The organism is Pantoea graminicola, from assembly GCF_048452665.1.
Lineage (GTDB): Bacteria > Pseudomonadota > Gammaproteobacteria > Enterobacterales > Enterobacteriaceae > Pantoea.
Genome location: NZ_JBLWSJ010000009.1, coordinates 153676 through 177107, shown reverse-complemented (window position 1 = coordinate 177107; position 23432 = coordinate 153676). Strand labels below are relative to the sequence as shown.

The window sequence follows — 23432 nt, the reverse complement described above, 5'->3', positions numbered from 1 at the left end:
AGAAATGAGTCAGTTACGTCCGGCCGTTTTACTGCTGTTGCTGCTTACACTGGTTACCGGTGTGGTTTATCCTTTCCTCACTACCGGACTGGCGCAGTGGCTGTTTCCCTTCCAGGCTGGCGGCTCGCTGCTGGAAGAGGAGGGGGCCGCCCGCGGGTCAGCGCTGATTGGCCAGAACTTTACCCGGCCCGGCGATTTCTGGGGCCGTCCTTCCGCCACCAGCGATAAGCCCTATAACCCGCTCTCCTCCGGCGGCAGCAATCTGGCCGCCAGCAATCCGGCGCTGGATAAAGCGGTGGCGGAGCGCGTTGCAGCACTGCGGGCCGCCAATCCGCAGGCGTCTGCGGCGGTGCCGGTTGAGCTGGTCACCGCCTCCGCCAGCGGCCTGGACCCCGACATTTCGGCGCAGGCTGCCCTGTGGCAGGCACCCCGTGTCGCCGCCAGCCGCCAGCTGCCATTGCCGCAGGTGGAGGCGCTGATTGAGAAGATGACGCACCGTCCGCTGATGCCCTTCCTGGGGACGCCGACCGTCAACGTATTGCAGCTGAATATGGCGCTCAACGAACTGTAAGGGTGTTAAGAAAGCGATGAACCACGAACCTCAGCGTCCCGATCCTGACGCGCTGCTGCAGGCTAACCGCGAAACGCATCGCGGACGGCTGAAAATCTACTTTGGTGCCTGTGCGGGCGTGGGCAAAACCTACGCCATGCTGCAGGAGGCACAGCGGCTGCGTGCGCAGGGGCTGGATGTCCTGATCGGGGTGGTTGAGACCCATGAGCGACCGGAAACCGCCCAGCTGCTGACAGGGTTAACCCTGCTGCCGCGTCGTGCGACCGGGCGTTCACGCCATGCGGAGTTCGATCTGGATGCCGCGCTGGCCCGCCATCCGGCCGTAATCCTGATGGATGAGCTGGCGCACACCAACGTTCAGGGATCGCGCCATCCCAAACGCTGGCAGGATATAGAAGAGCTGCTGGAAGCGGGCATCGACGTCCTGACCACCGTGAACGTGCAGCATCTGGAAAGCCTCAACGATGTGGTCGGCGGCGTGACCGGCATTCAGGTGCGTGAAACCGTGCCCGATCCTTTCTTCGACAGCGCCGATGAGGTGGTGCTGGTCGATCTGCCGCCCGACGATCTGCGTCAGCGGCTGAAAGAGGGCAAGGTCTATATTGGCGACCGCGCGGAACGCGCCATCGAAAACTTCTTCCGCAAAGGCAACCTGTTCGCCCTGCGTGAGCTGGCCCTGCGCCGCACGGCCGATCGGGTGGACGATCAGATGCGTGCCTGGCGCGACCAGCAGGGCCGGGATCGCGTCTGGCACACCCGCGACGCGATCCTGCTCTGCATTGGCGACGACAGCGGCAGTGAAAAGCTGGTGCGCACCGCTGCCCGGCTGGCCGCCCGACTCGGCAGCGAGTGGCACGCGGTCTACGTCGAAACGCCCCGGCTGCACCGGCTGCCGGAAGCCCGGCGACGGGCCATTCTGCGCACCCTGCAGCTGGCGCAGGAGCTGGGCGCGGAAACCGCCACGCTCTCGGAGCCGGATGAGGCGGAGGCGGTGCTGGGCTACGCCCGCGAGCACAACCTGGGCAAAATTGTCACCGGCCGTCGTCCGCTGCGGCGCTGGCGGCGTGACAGTTTTGCCGAACGGCTGGGTCAGCTGGGGCCGGATCTCGATCTGCTGGTGGTGGCGCTGGATGAGCCGCTTAAGGATGCGCCGCATCCGCTGCCGGATGGCCGTGCCACCAGCGAAAAATGGCGGGTGCAGCTGCGCGGCGTGATGATGGCACTGGTGCTCTGCATCGTCGTTACCGCCGCCGGGCAATCCGTCCTGATCAACTTCGATCCCGCCAACTGTGTGATGATCTATCTGCTGGCGGTGGTGATCGTGGCGCTGCGCTATGGCCGCTGGCCCTCGGTGATCGCCACGGTGATGAATATCGTCGCCTTTGACCTCTTCTTTGTCGCGCCTACCGGCACGGTGGCGGTTTCCGACCTGCAATATCTGGTGACCTTCGGTGTGATGCTGGCGGTGGGGGTGATCGTCGGTAATCTGACGGCGGGCGTGCGCTATCAGGCACGAGTCGCCCGTTACCGTGAGCAGCGGGCGCGTCAGCTCTATGAGATGGCGAAATCGCTGGGCAGCGCGTTAACGCCGCAGGATATTGCTGCCACCAGCCAGCGGGTGCTTGACGCCACGCTGCAGGCGCGCTGCCTGCTGCTGCTGCCGGATGAGCAGGGTGAGCTGCAGCCGGTGGGCGAGGCACTGCCGACCAGCGAGCCGGATCGGGCAATTGCCAAATGGAGCTACAGCAAAGGCCAGCCGGCGGGTGCGGGCACCGATACCTTACCGGCGGTGCCTTATCAGATCCTGCCGCTGAAAAGCGGCGCGCACTGCCGTGGCCTGCTGGTGGTGGAGCCGCAGAACCTGCGGCAGCTGATGATCCCCGAGCAGCAGCGGCTGGTGGAGACCTTCACGGTGCTGATCGCCAACGCCCTGGAGCGGATGGCGCTGTCGCACAGCGAGGCGGCCTCCCGGCTTGCGGCCGAGCGGGAGCAGCTGCGTAACGCCCTGCTGTCGGCGCTGTCACACGACCTGCGCACGCCGCTGACCGTGCTGTTTGGTCAGGCGGAGATGCTGATGCTCGACCTTGCCGGTGACAACTCAAAGTATGTGCCGCAGGCGAGTCAGATCCGCGAACAGACGCTGAGCACGATCCGGCTGGTCAGCAACATGCTGGATATGGCCCGCATTCAGTCGGGCGGGCTGAATCTGCGGGAAGAGTGGCTGGCGCTGGAGGAGGTGATCGGCGGCGCGCTGAGCAGTATGGCGCCGTCGCTGAAAGGGCATGAGGTTCAGCTCGACCTGCCGGATGACATTGTGCTGATTAAGGGCGACAGCACGCTGCTGGAGCGCGTCTTTACCAATCTGATCGAGAACAGTCTGAAGTATGCCGGTAACTGCGCGCCGCGTGGTATCCGCGCCTGGCGCGCCGCCACCCGGCTGGAGATTTCGGTCTGGGACGGCGGACCGGGCATTGCGGAAGGGGATCTCAGCCGGATATTCGATAAGTTCTCACGCGGTGATAAAGAGTCGGCGGTGCCGGGCGTGGGCCTGGGGCTGGCGATCTGTAAGACCATTATCGAAAGCCACGGCGGGCAGATCTGGGCGGAAAACCGGGCCGAAGGCGGCGCGGCTTTCCGCCTCTCACTGCCCCTGCCGCCCGCGCCTGAAATTTCTGAAGAAGGGCTGAAATAACTTCACAGTGAATCGGTTATACTCCCGGACCTGTCTGATTACGTGTGGGATTGTATGGAACGTTTTACCGAAAACCTGATGTATGCATCGCGCTGGTTGCTGGCTCCGGTTTACATTGGACTTTCGCTGGGATTGCTGGCGCTGACCATTAAATTTTTCCAGGAAATTTTTCACCTGCTGCCCAACATTTTCAGCATTGCGGAAAACGATCTGATCCTGTTGCTGCTGTCGCTGGTGGATATGACGCTGGTGGGCGGCCTGCTGGTGATGGTGATGCTGTCAGGCTATGAGAACTTCATCTCTAAGCTCGACATCGACGAAGATAAAGAGAAGCTGAGCTGGCTGGGCAAGATGGACTCCGGCTCGCTGAAGAACAAAGTGGCCGCCTCTATCGTCGCGATCTCCTCGATTCACCTGCTGCGGGTGTTTATGGAAGCGCGCAATGTCGATAACGGCAAGCTGATGTGGTACGTGATTATCCATCTGACCTTTGTGCTCTCCGCCTTTGTGATGGGCTGGCTGGATAAGCTGTCGCGTAGCGACAAAAAGTAGCCTCACGCCTCCGGTAGCCCGCTGACGCGGGCACCTGTTTTATCCGCCTCTCCCTGTTTTCCTGCCTTTCTGATTACCCCGCTGGCGAAGCCGGGCGTGTGCCGGCCAGCTGCGGCATCACCTCTTTGATCATGGTAAAAAAGTGCTGCAGCCTGGCCGGGTAGTAACTCGCCCAGGGATAGGTCAGCCACACCGGCAGCGGCGGAGCCTGCCAGGCGGGGACCAGCTGTACCAGGCTGCCCGCCGCCAGATCCGCCTGCACCGCCCAGGAGGAGACAATTGCCGCACCCATCCCCGCCAGCGCCGCTTTGCGCACCGCATAGAGGCTGTCGCTGGCGAGGCGGGGCGTAATCGGCAGGTTCACCGGCTGGCCGTCGTCAATCCTCTGTAGCGCCACCTCATTGCGGTAAAAACTGGTCAGGGCCAGCCACGGCAGATCGCGCAGCTGTCCGACCGCTTCAACCGGCGGCTGTCGGGCCAGCAGCGAGGGGGCCGCCACCACGATGCGCGGCACCTCGGCCAGCAGAATCGCCACCACGGAGGGATCGGTTGGTGCGCCCACCTGAATCGCGCAGTCAACGTTCTCCGCGATAAAGTCCGGCGTCCGGTCATTCAGCATCCACTCGATATTGAGCCGGGGATAGCGATTCAGGTAATCCACCAGTGGGGCGATCAGCTGATCCTGACCAAAGGCGTGCGGCGCGCGCACCCGCAGCGTTCCGACCGGATCGGCACTGGCATCGGTCAGCGCATCCTCCAGCGCATGCCAGGTTGCCAGCAGCTCCCGCGCCTGCGCGTAGCAGCGTTCGCCATCGTCGGTGAGCTTCAGGGCATGGGTGGTGCGCAGGATCAGCTTCAGGCCGAGCCGCTGCTCCAGGGACTGCAGCCGACGACTGACGGTGGGTTGCGTAGTGCCGAGCTGGGCGGCGGCGGCGGATAAGCTGCCGCTCTCGACGATACGGATAAAGGTCTGCATCAGATCGATGCGATCGCTGCTGTTCGGGTTGTTCATACGCTCCACGCATAACGGTTTTGCCTGATGTCAGTCTACCGCGTATAAACGCGATGCGCTCTAATGGCGGCTGAAAATCGCGAGGAACAGAACCATGTCAGCAATACAGACCCACTCCCACAATGAACCGCTCGCCACGCCGCTGGTGTTTACCCTGGCCGCCGGGGCCGGACTCAGCGTCGCGTCGATCTACTACAGCCAGCCGATGCTGGAGATCATCAGCCGGCAGTTTAATGCGGGGATCGGCGCGGTTGGCATGGTGCCGATGCTGACCCAGGCGGGCTATGCGCTGGGTATTCTGCTGCTGGCCCCGCTGGGCGACCGTCATGACCGGCGCACCATCATCTTCATCAAGGGGTTGCTGCTGGTGGCGGCGCTGCTGCTGTGCGGCTTTTCCGGCGGACTCAGCGCGCTGCTGATCGCCAGCTTTGTGACCGGCCTGACCGCCACCGTGGCACAGGATATCGTGCCCGCCTCGGCGGCGCTGGCACCGGAACGCAGCCGGGGGAAAACAGTCGGTACGGTGATGACCGGGCTGCTGGTGGGGATCCTGCTGTCGCGGGTCGTCAGCGGCGTGGTGGCGGAGTATTTCGGCTGGCGCACCCTCTATATGATCGCCGCGCTGTCGGTGCTGCTGATCACGCTGACGCTGCGGCGGATTCTGCCACGCTTCGCGCCGGGCACCCAGGTGAGCTATCCGCGTCTGCTGCTGTCGCTGGTGCATCTCTGGCGTCACCACCAGACGCTGCGCCGGGCCGCACTGGCGCAGGGGCTGCTCTCCGTCGCCTTCAGCGCCTTCTGGTCGACGCTGGCGCTGATGCTCAGCGACCGTTTTCATCTCGACAGTGCCATCGCCGGAGCCTTTGGCCTGGCGGGCGCAGCAGGTGCAATGGCGGCACCGCTGGCGGGCAGTGTCGCTGACCGCATCGGCCCGGCGCGGGTGACGCTGGTGGGTGCAGGGCTGGTGACGCTCTCCTTTGCGCTGATGTTTCTGCTGCCGCTGCTGCCGGTGCCGGCGCAACTGGCGCTGATCGTCCTGTCGGCCATCGGGTTTGATTTAGGGGTGCAGGCTACGCTGGTGGCACATCAGACGCTGGTCTATGGTCTGGCGCCTGAGGCACGCAGCCGTCTCAACGCGCTGCTGTTTACCGTAGTGTTTATCGGGATGGCCAGCGGTGCCGCGCTCGGGAGTCTGGCGCTGGCGCACGGGGGCTGGAATGGAGTGGTTGCGCTCGCCACCCTGGCCGGCGCCGCCAGTCTGGCGGTGCGTTTCGCCAGTCGCCACCTGAAAAACTGATCGTCTCGCCCGTCAAAAAATGTGCCAGGCTTATTCATAAACCCGAAATAATCTGGAGTGTTATGAACTTTTTAGCCTGGACAGCAGCGACGGGCGGCCTTCTGCTGCTGATGTCACTGGCTTCCGGATGGATTCACCGGGGACCCGTGACCTCATTTGGCCTGTTTCTTATCGCCGGGATACTCTGCGGGCCGTGGGGCTTTGACCTTATCCATATCGATATCGTTACCCACTCTGAAGCCGTGGCGCACATCACCGAGATCACCATGGCCGCCTCGCTGTTCATTACTGGCCTTAAGCTGCGCCTGCCGCTGCAGAATCACTGCTGGCACACCGGACTGAAGCTGGCATTTCCCGCCATGCTGCTGACGGTGGCGGCGATGACCCTGCTGGCGCACTACGTGGTGGGATTAGCGTGGCCGATTGCGCTGGCATTTGGGGCGATCGTCGCGCCCACCGATCCGGTGCTGGCGAGCTTAATCTCGGTGAATGATGCGCAGGATGATGATTCGCTGCGGGTGGCGATCTCCAGCGAAGCGGGCATGAATGATGGCTCCGCGCTGCCGCTGCTGATGCTGGCGCTGCTGCTGTTCAATGGCGAGAGCCTGAGCGGCGCGATGCTGGCGCACTGGGGCGCGGTCGAGGTGATCTGGGCGATTGGCGGCGGGCTGATCATCGGGTTTGTGCTGGGGCAGTTGATTGGCGTGCTGGCGACCCGTCTGCGCAATGCCAATGGCGATGTCGCCCCCAACGATTTCCTGGCGCTGGCGCTGATCGCGCTGAGCTATTCGTTGGTGGAGTGGCTGGGTGCCTCCGGCTTCCTGGCCGCCTTTGCCGCCGGGCTGGGGCTGCGCCGGGCGGAGCTGGGCGTTTTCCGGCGTCATCAGCCCGACGATCTCTCCGACGACGAGCGGGTGCTCCCCTCTGAGGCGCTGGTCAATCCCAACAAGCGACTGGCGCATCAGGGCGACAGCAATATGGTGAAATCGATTGGGTTTGTGGTAGGCGACGCCCTCTCTTTTGGCGATACTATTGAACGTCTGCTGGCGGCTGGCATGATGGTGGTGCTGGGCGTGACGCTGGCGCAGCACTGGAATCTCTACGGCGTGCTGCTCGGGCTGGCGCTGTTCGTCGTGGTGCGGCCGCTGGCTGTCTGGCTGGTGACGCTGCGCGCCGGGCTGCCGCTGGGGCAGCGCCTGCTGATCGGCTGGCTGGGCATCCGGGGGATAGGCAGCCTGAACTACATCGCCTACGCCTGGACGCACGGCATGGAAGGCCCGCAGATGGAAATCATGACGAACATGGCGTTAACACTGGTGGTCTGCAGCGTGGTGATCCACGGCACCACCGTGACGTCGCTGCTGAACTGGCGTCAGAAACGCATTGAAGCCCTTCAGCGCAAGGCTTAACCCGCAAGAACAGGAGTTAAAAAATGAAAGTGACTCAGATAGTGTTGCTGAGCATCCTCGCGTCCGGCAGTGCGCTGGCGGCGGACGACGCTGACACAGAACAGAATGTCTATGCCAGCCAGTTGTGCCACATCGTCAGCGGCGAAAAAAAGGTCGCGACGGCGGATCACTATGTCGAACAGATGAAGTCGGCTGTAGCGAGCAGCCAGTCGCCGTCGGCGATGAATCAGCCCGAATTTGATGAAGAGTCGGCGCGTGAAGTCGCCAGCGCCTGGCTGCAGCTGGGTGACGATGAGCGCGCCAAACTGCGCGTCAATGAACAGCAGTGTGAACAGGCGGTCATGGCGCAGTTCCAGCAGGAAGATTAACCGCGCTGCATCAGAGAAAAACGCGCCTGACGGGCGCGTTTTTTTATGGCTTTTCAGGGGACATTGCGTACATAATCGCCAGCCATGGCATCCGCCTTGCATCTGTTGATTCTCCTTCAGCCCGCCGCAACGGCTGGCTTATTACTCTGGCATCACTTAACAGGCATTATGATTACGCGTCGACGCTTTATTCTCGGCACGGGAGCGCTTGGGCTCTCCATGACCACCGGCAAATTATTTGCCCGCGATGACATTATTCCCCTCTGGCCGGACGATCCGCCCGGCGGCGGCGGCCCATCGGGTCAGCTGCGGATTAACAGTACCGGTTCATGGTCGAATATCGTCAGCCCGGCGATTCAGCGTTTTAAGCCCGAGAATCCCAATGGCGAGGCGGTGTTGATCGCCGCTGGCGGCGGCTATCGCTGGATCGGCATGGCACGCGAAGCCTGGCCGGTGGCGCGCTGGCTCAACGCCAGTGGCTACACCGCCTATGTGCTCAGCTACCGGCTGCCGCATGAGAAGTGGCAGGCGGGCCGGCTGGCACCGCTGCAGGATGCGCAGCGCGCCATCCGGCTGGTGCGATCTTTCGAACGCAGGGTGCATGTGCTGGGCTTCTCGGCAGGCGGGCATCTGCTGGGGCTGGCGGCGGCGCGGCCGGACTTTCAATCCTATCCCGCCATCGATTCGCTGGATGAAGTGGTGCCTGGCGTTGATAGCGTGGGGCTGATCTATCCGGTGATTACCCTGGAAGCGCCTTATCAGCACACCAACACCCATCTGATGATGGTCGGCAAAAATGCCACGCCGCAGGATGAGGCGAACTGGTCGGTACAGAACTTTGTGACCCGGCACTATCCGCCGACGTTTCTGGCGCAGGCCGAGGACGATCACACCTCCAATCCCTTTAATACCGAGCTGATGCGCGACACCTGTCGCCGCAATCGCGTGCCGGTTGAGCTGATTCAGATCAGCAAAGGCGGGCATGGATTTGGTCTGGGCAAGGCGGGAACGCCCGCGGCGTTATGGGATCAGGCGTATGTCCGCTGGCTGGATCGGGTCGGCTGAGGGGCTCTGGTGCGGTGCAGGGCTGCACGCTCAGTAAACCTGGCAGGCGGCAGAGAGATAAAAAAACAGGCGGCCGGAGCCGCCTGTTCTGTTGCTGAAGCCCGTGCGGCTTAGCGCATGGTCACAAACTCTTCCGCGGCGGTCGGGTGGATCGCCACGGTGTTGTCGAAGTCTTTCTTGGTCGCGCCCATCTTCAGCGCCACGGCGAAGCCCTGCAGCATCTCATCCATGCCGAATCCGATACCGTGAATCCCGACAATCTTCTCATCGGCACCCACGCAGACCAGCTTCATGCGGCACGGCTGACGATGCTGAGTCACCGCGCTGTACATCGCGGTAAACGATGATTTATAGATTTTGACCTGATCGTCGCCATACTGTTCGCGCGCCTGCGGCTCGGTCAGGCCGACAGTGCCAATCGGCGGATGGCTGAAGACCACGGTCGGCACATTGCTGTAATCCAGATGCTCATCCGGCTTGTTGTTAAACAGACGCTCAGAGAGACGACGGCCTGCGGCCACCGCGACCGGCGTCAGCTCGACCGCACCGGTGTTATCGCCCACCGCATAGACGCCGGAGACATTGGTGTTCTGGAATTTATCGACGCGGATATAGCCTTTGTCGTCCAGCGCCACGCCCGCAGCGTCAATGTTGAGGTTGTCGGTCGCCGGCTCACGGCCGATCGCCCAGACCAGGCAATCCACGGTGTATTCGCTGCCGTTTTCCAGCCGCAGCGTCAGGCTGCCATCTTCATTCTTCGTCACCGATTCCGGCACGGCTTCGGTGTGCAGCGTCGGGCCGTCGGTGTTCATTACTTCGACCAGCGTTTCGGAGAGCAGCGGATCGAAGCTGCGCAGCGGCGCATGCTTACGCACGAACAGGTGGGTTTCTGAGCCCAGCGCGTTCACTACGCCCGCCAGCTCGACCGCGATGTAGCCTGCACCGATCACCGCTGTGCGTTCTGGCAGCGCATCCAGCTCGAAGAAACCGTCGGAATCGATGCCATATTCCGCACCCGGAATCGACGGGTGAACCGGACGACCGCCGGTGGCGATCAGGATATGGTTAGCGGTGATGATCTCGCCGTTAACTTCCACGCTGTGCGCATCGACGAAGCGGGCAAAGCCTTTGATTACTTCGACTTTGTTTTTGCCCAGCACGTTGTCATAGGAGTTGTGGATACGATCGATATAGGCGCTGCGGTTTTTCACCAGCGTGGCCCAGTCGAAGCGGTTCACGGTGGTGTCGAAGCCGTAATCCGGGCCGTAAAGATGGATAGCCTCAGCGATTTGCGCGGCGTGCCACATGATCTTTTTCGGCACGCAACCCACGTTCACGCAGGTGCCGCCCAGCTCTTTCGCTTCAATCAGGGCGCATTTCTGGCCATACATAGCCGCACGGTTAATTGAGGCGATACCGCCGCTGCCGCCGCCAATGGCGAGATAGTCGAAATGTCGGGTCATTGAAGTATCCATCCGGTTGCATAAAAAATTGGGGTTGAGTGTAACGCTGCGGGTCGAAATGACGCAAAGTTTGCGCCTATGATTGTAATAGGGTTCTGTTTTTTCATCGCTGACAGGGAAGCATACCATGCACCTCACTTTTCTTGGCACCGGCGGCGGTGCTCCCAGCCTGCAACGTAACGTGACATCCATTGCTTTTACCCGTGCGCAGAGCGGTGAAACCTGGCTGTTCGACTGCGGGGAGGGCACGCAATTACAGTTTATGCGCTCCAGCCTGAAACCGGGCAAAGTGGACAGAATTTTTATCACCCATCTGCATGGCGATCATATTTTCGGGCTGCCGGGCCTGCTCACCAGCCGATCGATGGCCGGGCTGACCACACCGATGACGGTTTACGGGCCAAAGGGGTTAAAAACCTTTGTGGAGACGGCGCTGTCGATCAGCGGCTCTTACACCGACTATCCGCTGACGATCGTCGAGATTGAGGCGGGCTGGACGCTGGATGACGGGGCCTTCCGCATCAGCGCCTGGCCGCTGAGCCATCCGGTAGAGTGCTACGGCTACCGCATTGAGCAGCATGACAAACCCGGCCTGCTGGATGCGGCGCGGCTTAAGGCCGAAGGGGTGCCACGCGGGCCGTGGTTTCAGCAGCTCAAACAGGGCGAGCGCGTCACGCTGGAGGATGGCCGGGTGATCAACGGCGCGGACTATCTGGGGCCGGCGACGCCTGGCAAAAAGCTGGCTATCTTTGGCGACACCGCCCCTACCGAGGCCGCGCTGCAACTGGCGGCGGATGTTGATCTGATGGTGCATGAAACCACGCTGGAGGCGGCGATGGTGGAAAAGGCCAACGGACGCGGCCACTCCACCACCCTGCAGGCCGCCGATCTGGCGAAACGCGCCGGGGCAAAACGGCTGATCGCCACCCATTTCAGCTCCCGCTATCTGGCCAGAGACATGAGCCGCCTGCTGGCGGAGTGTCAGACGATTTTTCCCTGCACCGAGCTGGCTTCGGATCTGGCCGTTTTCACGGTTTAGTGCTGGAGTGCCGGATAGGTAAAGAGCAGCAGATGAGTGAGGTTAAGGGTAAAGTGCAGGGCGGTCGCCAGCCATAACCGGCCGCTCCAGTGCCACGCCAGGCCATACAGCAGGCCCGCCAGGGTGGCAAAAATCACCAGCAGTACGCCGCCGGTGAGATGCGCCAGCCCGAACAGCAGTGCGCTGATCGCGAGCGCGGGCACGCCTCCCAGTGCCGCCCGGAGCCGCTGTTGCAGATAGCCGCGAAACAGCGCCTCTTCGGCCAGCGAAACAAAAAACAGATTCGCCAGCATAAATGCGGGCAGCCACGACGGAAGGTGCGGCTCAAACGCCAGACCGCCCAGCAGCACGGCGCAGCAGAGCAGCAGCGGCACGGCGGCGATGAGCGCCAGCGCCGCGATGCACGGATAACGCGGCGGGCAGGCCCGGGCGCGGAACAGCGTCGGCAGGCAGGCCAGCAGCACGAAGGGGATCAGCGCCTTGTCGAAATTAAAGGAGAAACTGAACGGCAGGCTCTGCGCACCCACCTTAACCGCATCGACCTGAACAGGATTGTTAAAACCGGGAAAGAGATGGAGCAGCAGCCCCAGCGCGATCAGCAGCAGCAGCGCTTCGCGCAGCAGGGCATATCGGGAACGGGCTGGGTCATCGCGGTGCAGCGCAACCAGCGCGGCGGTGCCGGCCAGCAGCGGCAGAACCGGCCACGTCAGGACCTGATGATAAAACCCCGCCAGCGCGGCGAAGGCTGACAGCAGCAGCGCCAGCCGCCGGGCGGGTTGCAGAGCGGCCAGTGCGGCCGCCAGCAGCATCCACATCGTGGCGTTATTCAGGAACGATCTGGTTTACCACGAAGTGACCGGTGCCTGCCGGAACCAGTTTTTTGTGCAGCCACGGCAGCACGGTGTTCATCTGATCGGCCAGCTTCCACGGCGGGTTGATCACAATCATGCCGGAGGCGGTCATGCCGCGCTGATCGCTGTCCGGACGGGTTGCCAGCTCGATCTGCAGAATATTGCGAATGCCGGTCGCTTCCAGGTCGCGCAGCATATGCTTGATCTGCTGGCGTAATACCACCGGATACCACAGCGCGAAGATGCCGGTGCCGAAACGTTTGTGGCCTTCCTGGATCCCTTTCACGACCGCCTGATAGTCACTTTTCATCTCATACGGCGGATCGATCAGCACCAGACCGCGACGCGACAGCGGGGGCAGCTTCGCTTTCAGCTGCTGATACCCGTCGGCGCGATCGACGCGGGCGCGGTTATCTTTGCTGAATTCGTTACGCAGCAGCGGATAGTCGCTGGAGTGCAGTTCGGTGAGCTGCAGTTTGTCATCTTCACGCAGCAGGTGACGGGCGATCAGCGGGGAGCCGGGATAGTAACGCAGCGCGGGGCCGCGATTCAGCGCGCCGATCGCGTCAAAATAGGGCTGCAGCAGTGCGGGTGCGTCGGGCTGCTGCCAGATGCGGGCGATCCCTTCCAGATATTCACCGGTACGCTCGGCGTGTTCGCCGCTGAGCTGGTAGCGGCCGGCACCGGCATGGGTGTCCAGGTAGAAAAAGGGTTTCTCTTTCTCTTTCAGCGCCGTGATGATCAGGCTCAGAACGGTGTGCTTCAGCACGTCGGCATGGTTGCCGGCATGGAAGCTATGGCGATAACTCAGCATTGTTTATCCTGTTGAATGTATAAGGTTTTAATTGATGGAAAATCAATTTATCCCAATTATTACCTCACGTATTACCCACAGAACGACGCACAGCAACCGACGCAGGAAAAGCATGAGAATCCGCGATTATATCAGGGATGGCGGGGTGATGGGTCGAAAGCGAGAGAACAAATCGGCGCGTTTCTTCCCCACCTCTCTCTGGCTGCCATTGATTTTCGCTACACTAAGCCGCATGTTACTTAGATTGCGTGGCGCGACCCGCTGCGCCCCATACATCCATAAAGGACTGCGCTATGACCAATCCGCTACTGACATCTTTTACGCTTCCCCCTTTTTCTGCCATTCAGCCTGAACATGTGGTGCCTGCTGTGACGGAAGTGCTCAGCCAGTGTCGCGCAGAAGTTGAAAAAGTCGTGGCGCAGGGCGCGCCCTATACCTGGGATAATCTGGTTCAGCCGCTGGCGGAAACCGATGACCGCCTGAGCCGTATCTTCTCCCCGGTCAGCCACCTTAATTCGGTCAAAAACAGCCCGGAGCTGCGCGAAGCCTATGAGCAGACGCTGCCGCTGCTCTCTGAATACAGCACCTGGGTCGGTCAGCATGAAGGCCTCTATCAGGCTTATCGCAGCCTGAAAGCGAGCGACGAGTATGCTGCGCTGGATCTGGCGCAGAAGAAGGCGGTCGATAACGCCCTGCGTGATTTCGAACTTTCCGGTATCGGTCTGCCCAAAGAGAAGCAGCAGCGCTATGGCGAGATCGCCGCGCGCCTCTCCGAACTGGGATCGGCCTACAGCAACAACGTGCTGGATGCCACCATGGGCTGGAGCAAGCTGATCACCGACGAAAGCGAACTGGCGGGGATGCCGGAAAGCGCGCTGGCCGCGGCGAAAGCCCAGGCCGAAGCCAAAGAGCAGGAAGGCTGGCTGCTGACGCTGGATATCCCAAGCTATCTGCCGGTTATGACCTACTGCGACAACGCCGCGCTGCGTGAAGAGATGTATCGCGCCTACGCAACACGCGCCTCCGATCAGGGACCGAACGCCGGTAAGTGGGATAACGGTCCTGTCATGGCGGAAGAGCTGGCGCTGCGTCACGAACTGGCACAGCTGCTGGGCTTTGATTCCTACGCCGATAAATCGCTGGCGACTAAAATGGCACAGAGCCCGTCTCAGGTGATCGACTTCCTGAATGACCTGGCGGAACGCGCCCGTCCGCAGGGCGAAAAAGAGCTGGAGCAGCTGCGCGCCTTCGCCCGGAAAGAGCATGGTGTGACGGAACTCAATCCGTGGGATCTCACCTATTACGGTGAAAAACAGAAGCAGCATCTCTACACCATCAGCGACGAGCAGCTGCGTCCTTACTTCCCGGAAGAGCGGGCCGTCGCCGGTCTGTTTGAAGTGGTAAAACGCATTTACGGCATCACGGCGAAGCAGCGCACCGACGTCGAGGTTTATCATCCTGACGTGAAGTTCTTCGATCTGTTCGATGAAACCGGTGAACTGCGCGGCAGCTTCTACCTCGACCTCTATGCCCGTGAGCACAAGCGCGGCGGGGCCTGGATGGATGACTGCGTGGGTCAGATGCGTAAAGCTGATGGCAGCCTGCAGAAGCCGGTCGCCTACCTGACCTGTAACTTTAACCGCCCGGTAAAAGGCAAACCGGCGCTGTTTACCCATGACGAAGTGATTACTCTGTTCCATGAGTTTGGTCACGGCCTGCACCACATGCTGACCCGCATCGAAGCGCCGGGCGTATCGGGTATCAACGGGGTGCCGTGGGATGCGGTAGAACTGCCAAGTCAGTTTATGGAAAACTGGTGCTGGGAACCGGATGCGCTGGCGTTTATCTCTGGACACTATGAAACGGGCGAGCCGCTGCCGAAAGCGTTGCTGGATAAAATGCTGGCGGCCAAAAACTACCAGGCGGCACTGTTTATCCTGCGTCAGCTTGAGTTTGGTCTGTTCGACTTCCGTCTGCACACCGAGTTTAACCCGGAGAAAGGCGCGCAGATCCTGGAAACCCTGCGCGAAGTGAAAAGCCGCGTGGCGGTCGTTCCGAGCCCGGAATGGGGACGTTTCCCGCACGCCTTCAGCCATATCTTCGCAGGGGGCTATGCTGCCGGTTACTACAGCTATCTGTGGGCCGACGTGCTGGCGGCCGACGCCTATTCCCGCTTCGAAGAAGAGGGCATCTTCAACCGTGAAACCGGTCAGTCGTTCCTGGATAATATCCTGACGCGCGGGGGGGCCGAAGAGCCGATGGAGCTGTTCAAACGCTTCCGCGGCCGTGAGCCGCAGCTCGATGCGATGCTGGAACATTACGGCATTCAGGGATAAGTCGGTTCGTGAAAATCTGTTTACTTGATGAATCGGGCGCCGGAAACGGCGCCTTATCACGTTTAGCGCAACGCTGGCTGCTGGAGCACGATGACGCCACGCCGCTGGCCCTGGTGCAGACGGCCACGCATCTGGAGCTGCGCAAGCGCGATGAGCCAAAGCTGGGCGGCATTTTTGTTGATTTTGTTACTGGCGCGATGGCGCATCGCCGTCGCTTTGGTGGCGGGCGCGGCGAAGCCGTGGCGAAAGCGGTTGGCATTAAAGGCAGCTATCTGCCGGATGTGGTTGACGCCACGGCCGGGCTGGGGCGGGATGCATTTGTGCTGGCGGCACTGGGTTGCCGGGTACGGATGCTGGAACGCCATCCGGTGGTGGCTGCACTGCTGGACGATGGCCTGCAGCGCGGTTATCAGGATGCGGAAATCGGTCCCTGGCTGCGCGAAAGGCTGACGCTGATCCATGCTGCCAGCGCGCAGGCGCTGGGCGAGATTACGCCTCAGCCCGATGTGGTCTATCTTGACCCGATGTATCCCCATCGCCAGAAAAGTGCGCTAGTGAAAAAAGAGATGCGGGTATTCCAGTCGCTGGTTGGCCCCGATGAAGATGCGGATGCGTTACTGGAACCGGCCCGTCGGCTGGCGAAGAAGCGCATCGTGGTCAAACGGCCAGACTACGCCCCGCCGCTGGCAGGGGTGGAGACGCAGGCGGCGGTGGTCACCAAAAGTCATCGCTTCGATATCTATCCCCCGCTGGCGGCTCCGCCCGCATCCTAATCTGCCCGCTTTCACCAGCGCGCCCGCCCGGTTTATCTGGCACGCTGCCGTACCGGGTTCGTAACGCGCATCTCATCATGTGACGGATGAAATAAAGCATGGCTGAATAATTTCAGCCATGCTTTATAAACGCTTCGCGTTATCGCGGCATAATGCTTCAGCCGGGGTTCTGCGGGACGCTTAATTTAACAGATTGTCCAGAAACGTCGGTGGCACAACGGCGACAGGAGGACGGATCTCTGACGGGTTCCAGTTTGTTTCCGGAACGGTGAGCGGGTATCGGGGGGCGATAACCTTGTTCATTAATTCCGGAACATTCATTTCGCACTGGCTGACGTCACCCATCATACCGATGAGGCAGGCGCCACTGACCACCGTTATTTCTGCCGGGTTAATTTCTCTCATCGTTAATATCCTTATTAGTTTCTCTGAATCAGTTAAAGCGACTCTTTCGCGCTGCTCTCCTGTGTAAAGAAAACAAGCAAGCCAGAAAAAGACAACGAATGCCGTTATCTTTGCCTATCGTAATACTTTGATAAGTTCCCTTTTGCTGTCAGGAATTAACCAGGCACGGGTCATAGTCTTCCTGCATGAAAAAAGCCGGCGGGTGCCGGCTTTCAGAAACGGGGATTATGCGTCCTCTTCATCGCGTAGCGGCACAATCAGCATGTCGATGTGCACGGTATTGATCAGCTGGCGGGCAGAGGACATCAGCTTGCTCCAGAAATCCTGATGATGACCACACACGACCAGGTCGACATCATATTTCTTAATCGCATCCACCAGCACCTGCCCCAGGTCGCCGCTGCCGCTCAGCGTCTCACTGACAGGATAACCTGCCGCGTCTGACAACCCTTTCAGCGCGGTATGGGTCTCTTCGGAGATCCGCTTCTGCATATCCCCCAGATTGACATCGATCAGGCCGGTGTAGAGGTCGGAGTAATTCACATCAACGTGAATCAGGGAAATTCTGGCATCGTAGGGGCGAGCCAGCGAGACGGCCTTATCCACCAGCAACTGACTTTCCGGGGAAAGGTCTACTGCAATCAGGATGTGTTTATAAGCCATGATAAAACTCCTTTCACGAGATTAAGGATGGCATCCAGTGTTCCTGCCGCGTCACAGCTTAGCGAAATCCCTTGCGCGAGCGGGCGATGAGCGCCACCAACGTGTCTGCCTGCGTTGCAGGTGATGATGTTGTTATCCCCTGAGTATAGCCTTCTCTCACCGCAAATGCTGCCGTTGCCGCCTGGCTTGTGCAGCAGATCAAGGCTGTTCAGAATTTACTCGCGCTGAACGAAAATCATCGTTGGAAAAAATGTAAAGATTTCTCCTACACTGAAAAAAGGCGGTCCGATTCGCAGCCGCTCAGGGGGTCGAAAACTTTGGCAGTCCGGTGATTCAGTGGCGGGTTATATCGGCAGGCGGGCTCAGTGCATGATGCGGGGTCTGTGGCTGCGATTCCGGCCGGGAGGGGGAGAAAATGATCAGCACTATTGCACTTTTCTGGGCGCTTTGTGTGGTATGTATCGTAAATATGGCGCGCTATTTTTCATCGCTGCGCGCGCTGCTGGCGGTTCTGCGGGGCTGTGATCCGCTGCTGTATCAGTATGTCGATGGTGCGGGATTTTTCACTTCTCACGGCCAGCCGAGCAAACAGGTGCGGCTGGTGACCTATATCTGGGCAAAGCGTTACCTTGACCACCATGATGATGAATTCATCCGGCGCTGTGAGCGGGTTAGAGGACAGTTTATTCTGACCAGTGCACTGTGCGGGCTGGTGGTGATCAGTCTGGTGGGGCTGGCGATCTGGCATTAAAAAAGGGCGACCTGAGTCGCCCTTTTTCGCGGAGATTACACCAGTTTCAGGGCAATCCAGTAGAGCGAACCGGAGAGCAGAATACAGACCGGCAGGGTGAAGACCCACGCCATAGCGATATTCTTGATGGTCCGGCTCTGCAATCCGCCGCCGTCGACCAGCATCGTACCGGCCACCGAAGAGGAGAGGATGTGCGTGGTGGAGACAGGCATCCCGGTGTAGCTGGCAATGCCAATCGACAGCGCGGCGGTCACCTGCGCTGACATACCCTGCGCATAGGTCATCCCTTTTTTACCAATCTTCTCACCGATGGTGGTGGCAACACGGCGCCAGCCAATCATCGTACCGGTGCCCAGCGCCAGCGCGACGGCCACAATAATCCAGATCGGCGCATACTCGATGGTGCCAAGCAGGTCGCTTTTCAGTTTGTTGAGGAAGCGTTTGTCATCCGCTGAGGTTTCCGGCAGACGGGCCGCTTTGTCTGCGGTATCAGAGATACAGAGCAGCAGGCGACGCATATGACCGCGCTGGTCTACGGTCAGCTGGTCGTAGCTCTGCAGATTGTTCAGCAGCACCTGTGCACCCTGTACCGCCTGCAGTGCCCGCGCGCTGTCACAGTGGAACTCTTTCGGGCTGCTCGCAGGCACTTCTTCCGGTGTTGGCAGCGCAGGCGGTGCCATCTGGATGATGTGCGTCAGCGATGCGTTATGCTGCTGATAGTACTGCTCCAGATGATTGACCGCATCGCGGGTACGCGTGATGTCATAACCGGAGGCGTTCATGTTGACCACAAAACCGGCCGGTGCTACCCCGATCAATACCAGCATGATCAGGCCAATTCCTTTCTGACCATCGTTCGCGCCGTGCGAGTAGCTCACGCCAATTGCCGAAACAATCAGGGCGATACGGGTCCAGAACGGTGGCTTTTTCTTGCCGTCGATCTTCTCGCGGTCAGCAGGCGTCATATGAATGCGCGCCCGCTTTTTGGTGTTGCTCCAGTAGCGGCGCAGAATAAAGATCAGGCCACCCGCCAGCACCAGACCGACAATCGGCGACAGGATCAGCGAGAGGAAGATATTCAGCACTTTCGGGATGTTGAGCGCATCAACGACCGAGGTTCCGCTCATCAGAGCATTGGTCAGGCCGATACCGATGATAGCGCCGATCAGCGTATGGGAGCTGGAGGCAGGCAGCCCGAGATACCAGGTACCGAGGTTCCAGATAATCGCCGCCAGCAGCATAGAGAACACCATGGCGAGACCGTGCGCCGATCCAACATTCAGCAGCAGATCGGTGGGAAGCATGTGAACGATAGCGTATGCGACGCTCAATCCACCGAGCAGTACGCCAAGGAAGTTGAATACACCGGCCATGACCACAGCAAGCTGGGCCCGCATGGCACGGGTATAGATGACCGTCGCAACTGCGTTGGCCGTGTCGTGAAAACCGTTGATTGCTTCGTAAAACAATACAAACAGCAGGGCAAGAACCAATAACAGGCTAGTACTGAGGTCTAGACCAGCAAACAAATGTAGCATAAACGTTACGCCATTTTTGGAGGACATGAACGCGGCGCATTATCCGCGACAACGTGCGGTATGGGAAAGCAAAATATAGTTCTGATTTGACCTTTCGTCGTAAGAGTAACAGTCAGCTGGGTGAAAAAGGGTCAGATATCAGTCAGATACAATATGACACATTTACGGCAATTTTTTGACGCTGGCGTCTCCGTGAGCAGATCACTACAATCTGCGCCTTTCCAGTAAAGTGAGTGAACCGCAGTGGAACAGTTTGACGTTATCATCATTGGTGCCGGTGCCGCAGGGCTGTTCTGTGCCGCTCAGGCCGGGCAGCGGGGGCGCCGCGTGTTACTGCTGGATAATGGCAAAAAGCCCGGACGCAAGATTCTGATGTCTGGCGGTGGCCGCTGCAATTTCACCAATCTCTACACCGAACCGGCGGCCTATCTGTCGCACAATCCCCACTTCTGTAAATCCGCGCTGGCGCGTTACACCCAGTGGGATTTTATCGATCTGGTGAATCGCCACGGCATCGCCTGGCATGAGAAGACCCTGGGTCAGCTCTTCTGCGACGACTCCGCGCAGCAGATTGTCGATCTGCTGCTGGCCGAATGCGACAAAGGGAACGTGACGCTGCGGCTGCGCAGCGAGGTGCTCAGCGTGGCGCGTGACGACAGCGGTTATACGCTGCAACTCAACGGCAGCGCGGTTCAGGCGCAGAAGCTGGTGATCGCCAGCGGCGGTCTGTCGATGCCAGGCCTGGGTGCCTCGCCGTTTGGCTATAAAATCGCGGAGCAGTTCGGCCTGAGCGTCTATCCGACGCGGGCGGCGCTGGTGCCCTTTACCCTGCATAAACCGCTGCTGGAGCAGTTACAGACGCTGTCAGGCGTTGCGCTGGATACCACCATCGACGCGCAGGATGGCACCCGCTTTAAAGAGGCGATGCTGTTCACCCACCGCGGCCTCTCCGGCCCGGCGGTGTTGCAGATCTCCAGCTACTGGCTGCCGGGTGAGTTCGTTACGATCGATCTGTCGCCCGCTACGCCGCTGGAGGCGTTTCTGACGGCCCAGCGCAACGCGCACCCGAACCTGAGCCTGAAAAACAGCCTGGCGAAGATCCTGCCGAAGCGGCTGGTGGAAGTATTACAGGGGATGAAGAGGGTGCCGGATGTCACCCTGAAGCAGCTTAACAGCAGACAGCAGAGCGAGCTGGCGCAGGCGCTGCACGCCTGGCGCATCCAGCCCAATGGCACCGAGGGTTACCGCACGGCGGAAGTGACGCTCGGCGGCGTCGATACCACCCAGCTCTCCTCAAAAACGATGGAGGCGCGCACGGTGCCGGGACTCTACTTTATCGGTGAAGTCGCCGATGTCACCGGCTGGCTGGGCGGTTATAACTTCCAGTGGGCCTGGAGTTCCGCCTGGGCCTGCGCCCAGGCGTTGTAAGCCGGTTTACCAGCGCTGATGCACATGCGGTGCAATTTTCTCCTGATAGATCTGCTTCAGCGCGGTCATTGTCTCCGCAGAGAGCGCCTCAACGTCACTGGCGCGGGCGTTGGCTTCCGCCTGCTCACGGTTCTTCGCGCCAGGGATCACCACGCTGACATCCTCATTCATCAGGATCCAGCGCAGCGCAAACATCGCCATCGTGATATCACCCGGCACCAGCCGCCGAATCTCCTCGACCGCCTCCAGGGCAACCTCGTACGGCACGCCTGAGAAGGTCTCGCCTTTATCGAACGCTTCACCATTACGGTTAAAGCTGCGGTGATCGTCCGCAGCGAACACGCTGTCGGCGCGCATCTTACCGGTCAGCAGGCCAGAGGCCAGCGGCACACGGGCGATGATTGCCACTTCACGTTGTTTCGCTTCGCGTAGCAGCCGTTCCGCCGGACGCTGGCGGAAAATGTTGTAGATCAGCTGAATCGACGAGACGTTGGGAAATTCCAGCGCTTTCAGACCTTCCTCGACCTTTTCAACGGACACGCCGTAATGACGGATCTTCCCGGCGGCCACCATCTCATCCATTACCGCGAACACGTCCGGGTTGTAGTAAACCTCCGTTGGCGGGCAGTGCAGCTGCACCAGATCCAGGGTGTCGGTCTGCAGATTTTCCCGTGAGCGGTCGATAAAGGCGTTGAGGTTTTCTGCCGTGTAGCCCTGAGCGACGTGGGGCGAGAGGCGACGGCCCAGCTTGGTGGCCACAAACGGGCGTTCCCCGCCGCGCGCCTTCAGCACCTCAGCAATGATTTTTTCGGAGCGGCCATCGCCATAGACATCGGCGGTATCAATAAAGGTTATGCCCGCATCCAGCGCAGCGTTGAGGGCTGCTCTGGCATCCTCCAGGCTCACTTCTCCCCAGGTGCCGCCAATGGCCCATGCGCCAAAACCAATTTCAGAGACGCGCTGACCGGTACGGCCCAGTGTTCGTAGTTTCATGCAAACATTCCTCGATGCGTTTCAGACAGGGTGACAGAAGAGGGCTAACCATTGAGCTTAGCGCTTTCCGGCGCAGAGGCGACCGGATGATGCGGCAGTTCGTCGCGGTGCAGCGCATCGGCAGGCTGCTGGTAACGTTGACGTTTTCCGGGAAAAACGGCGGCGTCCGGGCCTTCACCGCTTCGCTAATTAATTGATTTTAAGAAATTTCACCTGAAATTAAACAGGCGAGAGTGTGGATTCGGTCACATACTTCATGTTTTCAGGCTACCAGGTGGATCGCCATGTTTAAATTTATTTCGTCGGTCTTTGCCAGTCCCGAGAAGTTTCTGCAGATCATGAGCCGTCAGGATATCAACGACTCGATCGCGGAAGGTGAGCGGATCATCATTGATGAGAACGGCAATATCTCAGTCAATACGCTGAGCGAGGAAGTCCATGAAGATTTTGCCCGCCATGTGAACACATTAAAGGGAGTATAAGGTGGGTACCGCGATATTTATGGTGTTGATGGTCAGTGGTTACTGGTATACCAGCCGTGATTTAAACAGCCGCTTTAAAATCCGCCGCTCGTCAGGCTGGGATGTCTACTTCCTGGTGGCGCTCTACGGCTGTATCTTCGTTCTGCAGGGGGTATTCGCGACCGGGCTGGTCTGGCTGCTGCTGCTCTGCGTCTCCGGCATCGCCAATGCCGTACAGATGATCCCTGGCGTCCATCTGAAGTGGCAGGTGGAGTTTATGAACTGGAGCTTTCTCGGCATCCAGGCACCGGTGGTGGTCATGCTCGCCTTTGCCATTCTGCTCTGCCTCTATCGCTCGAACTGGGCAGGCAGCGCGCGGCTCAACGTCTCCGGTCGTAAAGATCTCTATCAGCGCCTTTCGCGCTCCAACGGCGTAGAGCAGTTGCTGTTTCAGTGCATGGAAGAGGGGGAGCTGGCGTGGATTACCCTGAAGTCACGCCGTATCTATATCGGCATGGTGCACGCCTCCACCTTTGAGTATGAGAGCACCAAGAACATTGTGCTGATCCCGATGCTGAGCGGGTATCGCGACAGCAAGACGCTGAAGCTGGCGGTGGAGCACAACTACAGCAAATGGTACGCCGAGCACAACATCACGCTCGACTCATCGCCTAAGGATGCAATGTCGTTCCGCAAAGTGATCATGGTTGACCAGATTGAGAGCCTGTCGCTGTTCGATCCTGCCAGTGCCACCGCGCTCTCCATGGGACATCCCCAGGAGGTCGAAAAGAGCCAGGGCACCGAGGATGGCGACCGCCCGGATGCAGAAAGCCGGGACACGCCGGATTAAACCGTTCCATGGGTTCCTCTGACCGCAGGCCAGAGGACAATCAGATACATTGACCTCTCCCTACCCGCGCGCTGCCCTGGCAGAGGCGCACTCTCCGCCAG

At 60.1% G+C, this 23432-nt stretch carries 22 protein-coding genes; 14 read left to right on the top strand and 8 right to left on the bottom strand.

What is annotated here, in order from left to right; genetic code table 11:
- Positions 1-4 precede the first annotated feature (4 nt).
- From kdpC to ACNY69_RS18920, 3 genes are read left to right on the top strand one after another with little or no spacing between them, the layout of a single operon-like run.
- Entirely contained in the window at positions 5-571 is a 567-nt protein-coding gene (gene kdpC, locus ACNY69_RS18930) for a potassium-transporting ATPase subunit KdpC (protein WP_293773199.1), read from the top strand.
- A gap of 16 nt (positions 572-587) precedes the next feature.
- A complete protein-coding gene (gene kdpD / locus ACNY69_RS18925; protein ID WP_111139304.1) occupies positions 588-3263 on the top strand; it encodes a two-component system sensor histidine kinase KdpD in 2676 nt (891 codons plus the stop codon).
- A gap of 54 nt (positions 3264-3317) precedes the next feature.
- Positions 3318-3815, top strand: coding sequence for a TIGR00645 family protein (locus tag ACNY69_RS18920; RefSeq protein ID WP_111139303.1), 498 nt, complete (start codon positions 3318-3320; stop codon positions 3813-3815).
- A gap of 73 nt (positions 3816-3888) precedes the next feature.
- On the opposite strand, the gene ACNY69_RS18915 is transcribed toward ACNY69_RS18920, so the two are convergent.
- Positions 3889-4827, bottom strand: a complete 939-nt coding sequence (locus ACNY69_RS18915; protein ID WP_367395907.1) for a LysR family transcriptional regulator — start codon at positions 4825-4827, stop codon at positions 3889-3891.
- 94 nt (positions 4828-4921) lie between these two features.
- Between ACNY69_RS18915 and ACNY69_RS18910 the strand changes: the two genes are divergently transcribed.
- The 4 genes from ACNY69_RS18910 (at position 4922) to ACNY69_RS18895 (ending at position 8966) form a co-directional block, all read left to right on the top strand.
- Complete coding sequence (locus ACNY69_RS18910; protein WP_418799540.1) at positions 4922-6124, top strand: MFS transporter; 1203 nt, start codon at positions 4922-4924, stop codon at positions 6122-6124.
- A gap of 62 nt (positions 6125-6186) precedes the next feature.
- The gene (locus tag ACNY69_RS18905) at positions 6187-7533 is read left to right on the top strand and encodes a cation:proton antiporter (protein WP_293773212.1); all 1347 of its coding nucleotides are present in this window, start codon (positions 6187-6189) and stop codon (positions 7531-7533) included.
- A gap of 23 nt (positions 7534-7556) precedes the next feature.
- The gene (locus ACNY69_RS18900) at positions 7557-7901 is read left to right on the top strand and encodes a hypothetical protein (protein WP_111139299.1); all 345 of its coding nucleotides are present in this window, start codon (positions 7557-7559) and stop codon (positions 7899-7901) included.
- A 168-nt stretch (positions 7902-8069) separates the two neighbouring features.
- Positions 8070-8966 carry an alpha/beta hydrolase gene (locus tag ACNY69_RS18895; RefSeq protein WP_140917398.1) on the top strand — a complete coding sequence of 299 codons (897 nt, stop codon included), beginning with the start codon at positions 8070-8072 and terminating at the stop codon, positions 8964-8966.
- Positions 8967-9076: 110 nt separating this feature from the next.
- Here the strand turns inward: ACNY69_RS18895 and gorA are convergent, their stop codons facing one another.
- Complete coding sequence (gene gorA / locus ACNY69_RS18890; protein ID WP_111139297.1) at positions 9077-10429, bottom strand: glutathione-disulfide reductase; 1353 nt, start codon at positions 10427-10429, stop codon at positions 9077-9079.
- Positions 10430-10556: 127 nt separating this feature from the next.
- On the opposite strand from gorA, the gene rnz reads away from it, so the two are divergent.
- On the top strand, positions 10557-11468 hold the full coding sequence (gene rnz / locus ACNY69_RS18885; RefSeq protein ID WP_111139296.1) for a ribonuclease Z: 912 nt from the start codon (positions 10557-10559) through the stop codon (positions 11466-11468).
- On the opposite strand, the gene ACNY69_RS18880 is transcribed toward rnz, so the two are convergent.
- A complete protein-coding gene (locus ACNY69_RS18880) occupies positions 11465-12283 on the bottom strand; it encodes a CPBP family intramembrane glutamic endopeptidase (RefSeq protein ID WP_418799533.1) in 819 nt (272 codons plus the stop codon). The two genes, rnz and ACNY69_RS18880, sit on opposite strands and share 4 nt — an antisense overlap.
- A gap of 7 nt (positions 12284-12290) precedes the next feature.
- Complete coding sequence (locus ACNY69_RS18875; protein ID WP_111139294.1) at positions 12291-13133, bottom strand: 23S rRNA (adenine(2030)-N(6))-methyltransferase RlmJ; 843 nt, start codon at positions 13131-13133, stop codon at positions 12291-12293.
- 293 nt (positions 13134-13426) lie between these two features.
- Here ACNY69_RS18875 and prlC point away from each other — a divergent pair, with 293 nt between their 5' ends.
- Positions 13427-15469, top strand: coding sequence for an oligopeptidase A (prlC, locus tag ACNY69_RS18870; RefSeq protein WP_418799530.1), 2043 nt, complete (start codon positions 13427-13429; stop codon positions 15467-15469).
- 8 nt (positions 15470-15477) lie between these two features.
- Positions 15478-16242 (top strand): 16S rRNA (guanine(1516)-N(2))-methyltransferase RsmJ, encoded by a 765-nt coding sequence (gene rsmJ, locus ACNY69_RS18865; RefSeq protein ID WP_111139292.1) that lies wholly within the window; start codon positions 15478-15480, stop codon positions 16240-16242.
- A gap of 180 nt (positions 16243-16422) precedes the next feature.
- Here the strand turns inward: rsmJ and ACNY69_RS18860 are convergent, their stop codons facing one another.
- Entirely contained in the window at positions 16423-16647 is a 225-nt protein-coding gene (locus ACNY69_RS18860) for a hypothetical protein (protein ID WP_418799526.1), read from the bottom strand.
- Positions 16648-16872: 225 nt separating this feature from the next.
- Positions 16873-17310, bottom strand: coding sequence for a universal stress protein UspA (gene uspA / locus ACNY69_RS18855; RefSeq protein ID WP_293773229.1), 438 nt, complete (start codon positions 17308-17310; stop codon positions 16873-16875).
- 415 nt (positions 17311-17725) lie between these two features.
- Between uspA and uspB the strand changes: the two genes are divergently transcribed.
- Positions 17726-18061: a universal stress protein UspB gene (uspB, locus tag ACNY69_RS18850; RefSeq protein WP_111139289.1), complete on the top strand. Its 336-nt coding sequence runs from the start codon at positions 17726-17728 to the stop codon at positions 18059-18061.
- 35 nt (positions 18062-18096) lie between these two features.
- Here the strand turns inward: uspB and pitA are convergent, their stop codons facing one another.
- Entirely contained in the window at positions 18097-19599 is a 1503-nt protein-coding gene (pitA, locus tag ACNY69_RS18845; protein ID WP_293773232.1) for an inorganic phosphate transporter PitA, read from the bottom strand.
- A 243-nt stretch (positions 19600-19842) separates the two neighbouring features.
- Between pitA and ACNY69_RS18840 the strand changes: the two genes are divergently transcribed.
- Entirely contained in the window at positions 19843-21027 is a 1185-nt protein-coding gene (locus ACNY69_RS18840; protein WP_418799522.1) for a BaiN/RdsA family NAD(P)/FAD-dependent oxidoreductase, read from the top strand.
- Positions 21028-21033: 6 nt separating this feature from the next.
- On the opposite strand, the gene ACNY69_RS18835 is transcribed toward ACNY69_RS18840, so the two are convergent.
- Positions 21034-22020: an aldo/keto reductase gene (locus ACNY69_RS18835; RefSeq protein WP_111139286.1), complete on the bottom strand. Its 987-nt coding sequence runs from the start codon at positions 22018-22020 to the stop codon at positions 21034-21036.
- Between the two features lie 284 nt (positions 22021-22304).
- Between ACNY69_RS18835 and ACNY69_RS18830 the strand changes: the two genes are divergently transcribed.
- Entirely contained in the window at positions 22305-22502 is a 198-nt protein-coding gene (locus tag ACNY69_RS18830) for a hypothetical protein (RefSeq protein ID WP_111139285.1), read from the top strand.
- A 1-nt stretch (position 22503) separates the two neighbouring features.
- Entirely contained in the window at positions 22504-23331 is an 828-nt protein-coding gene (locus ACNY69_RS18825; RefSeq protein ID WP_111139284.1) for a hypothetical protein, read from the top strand.
- Positions 23332-23432 lie beyond the last annotated feature (101 nt).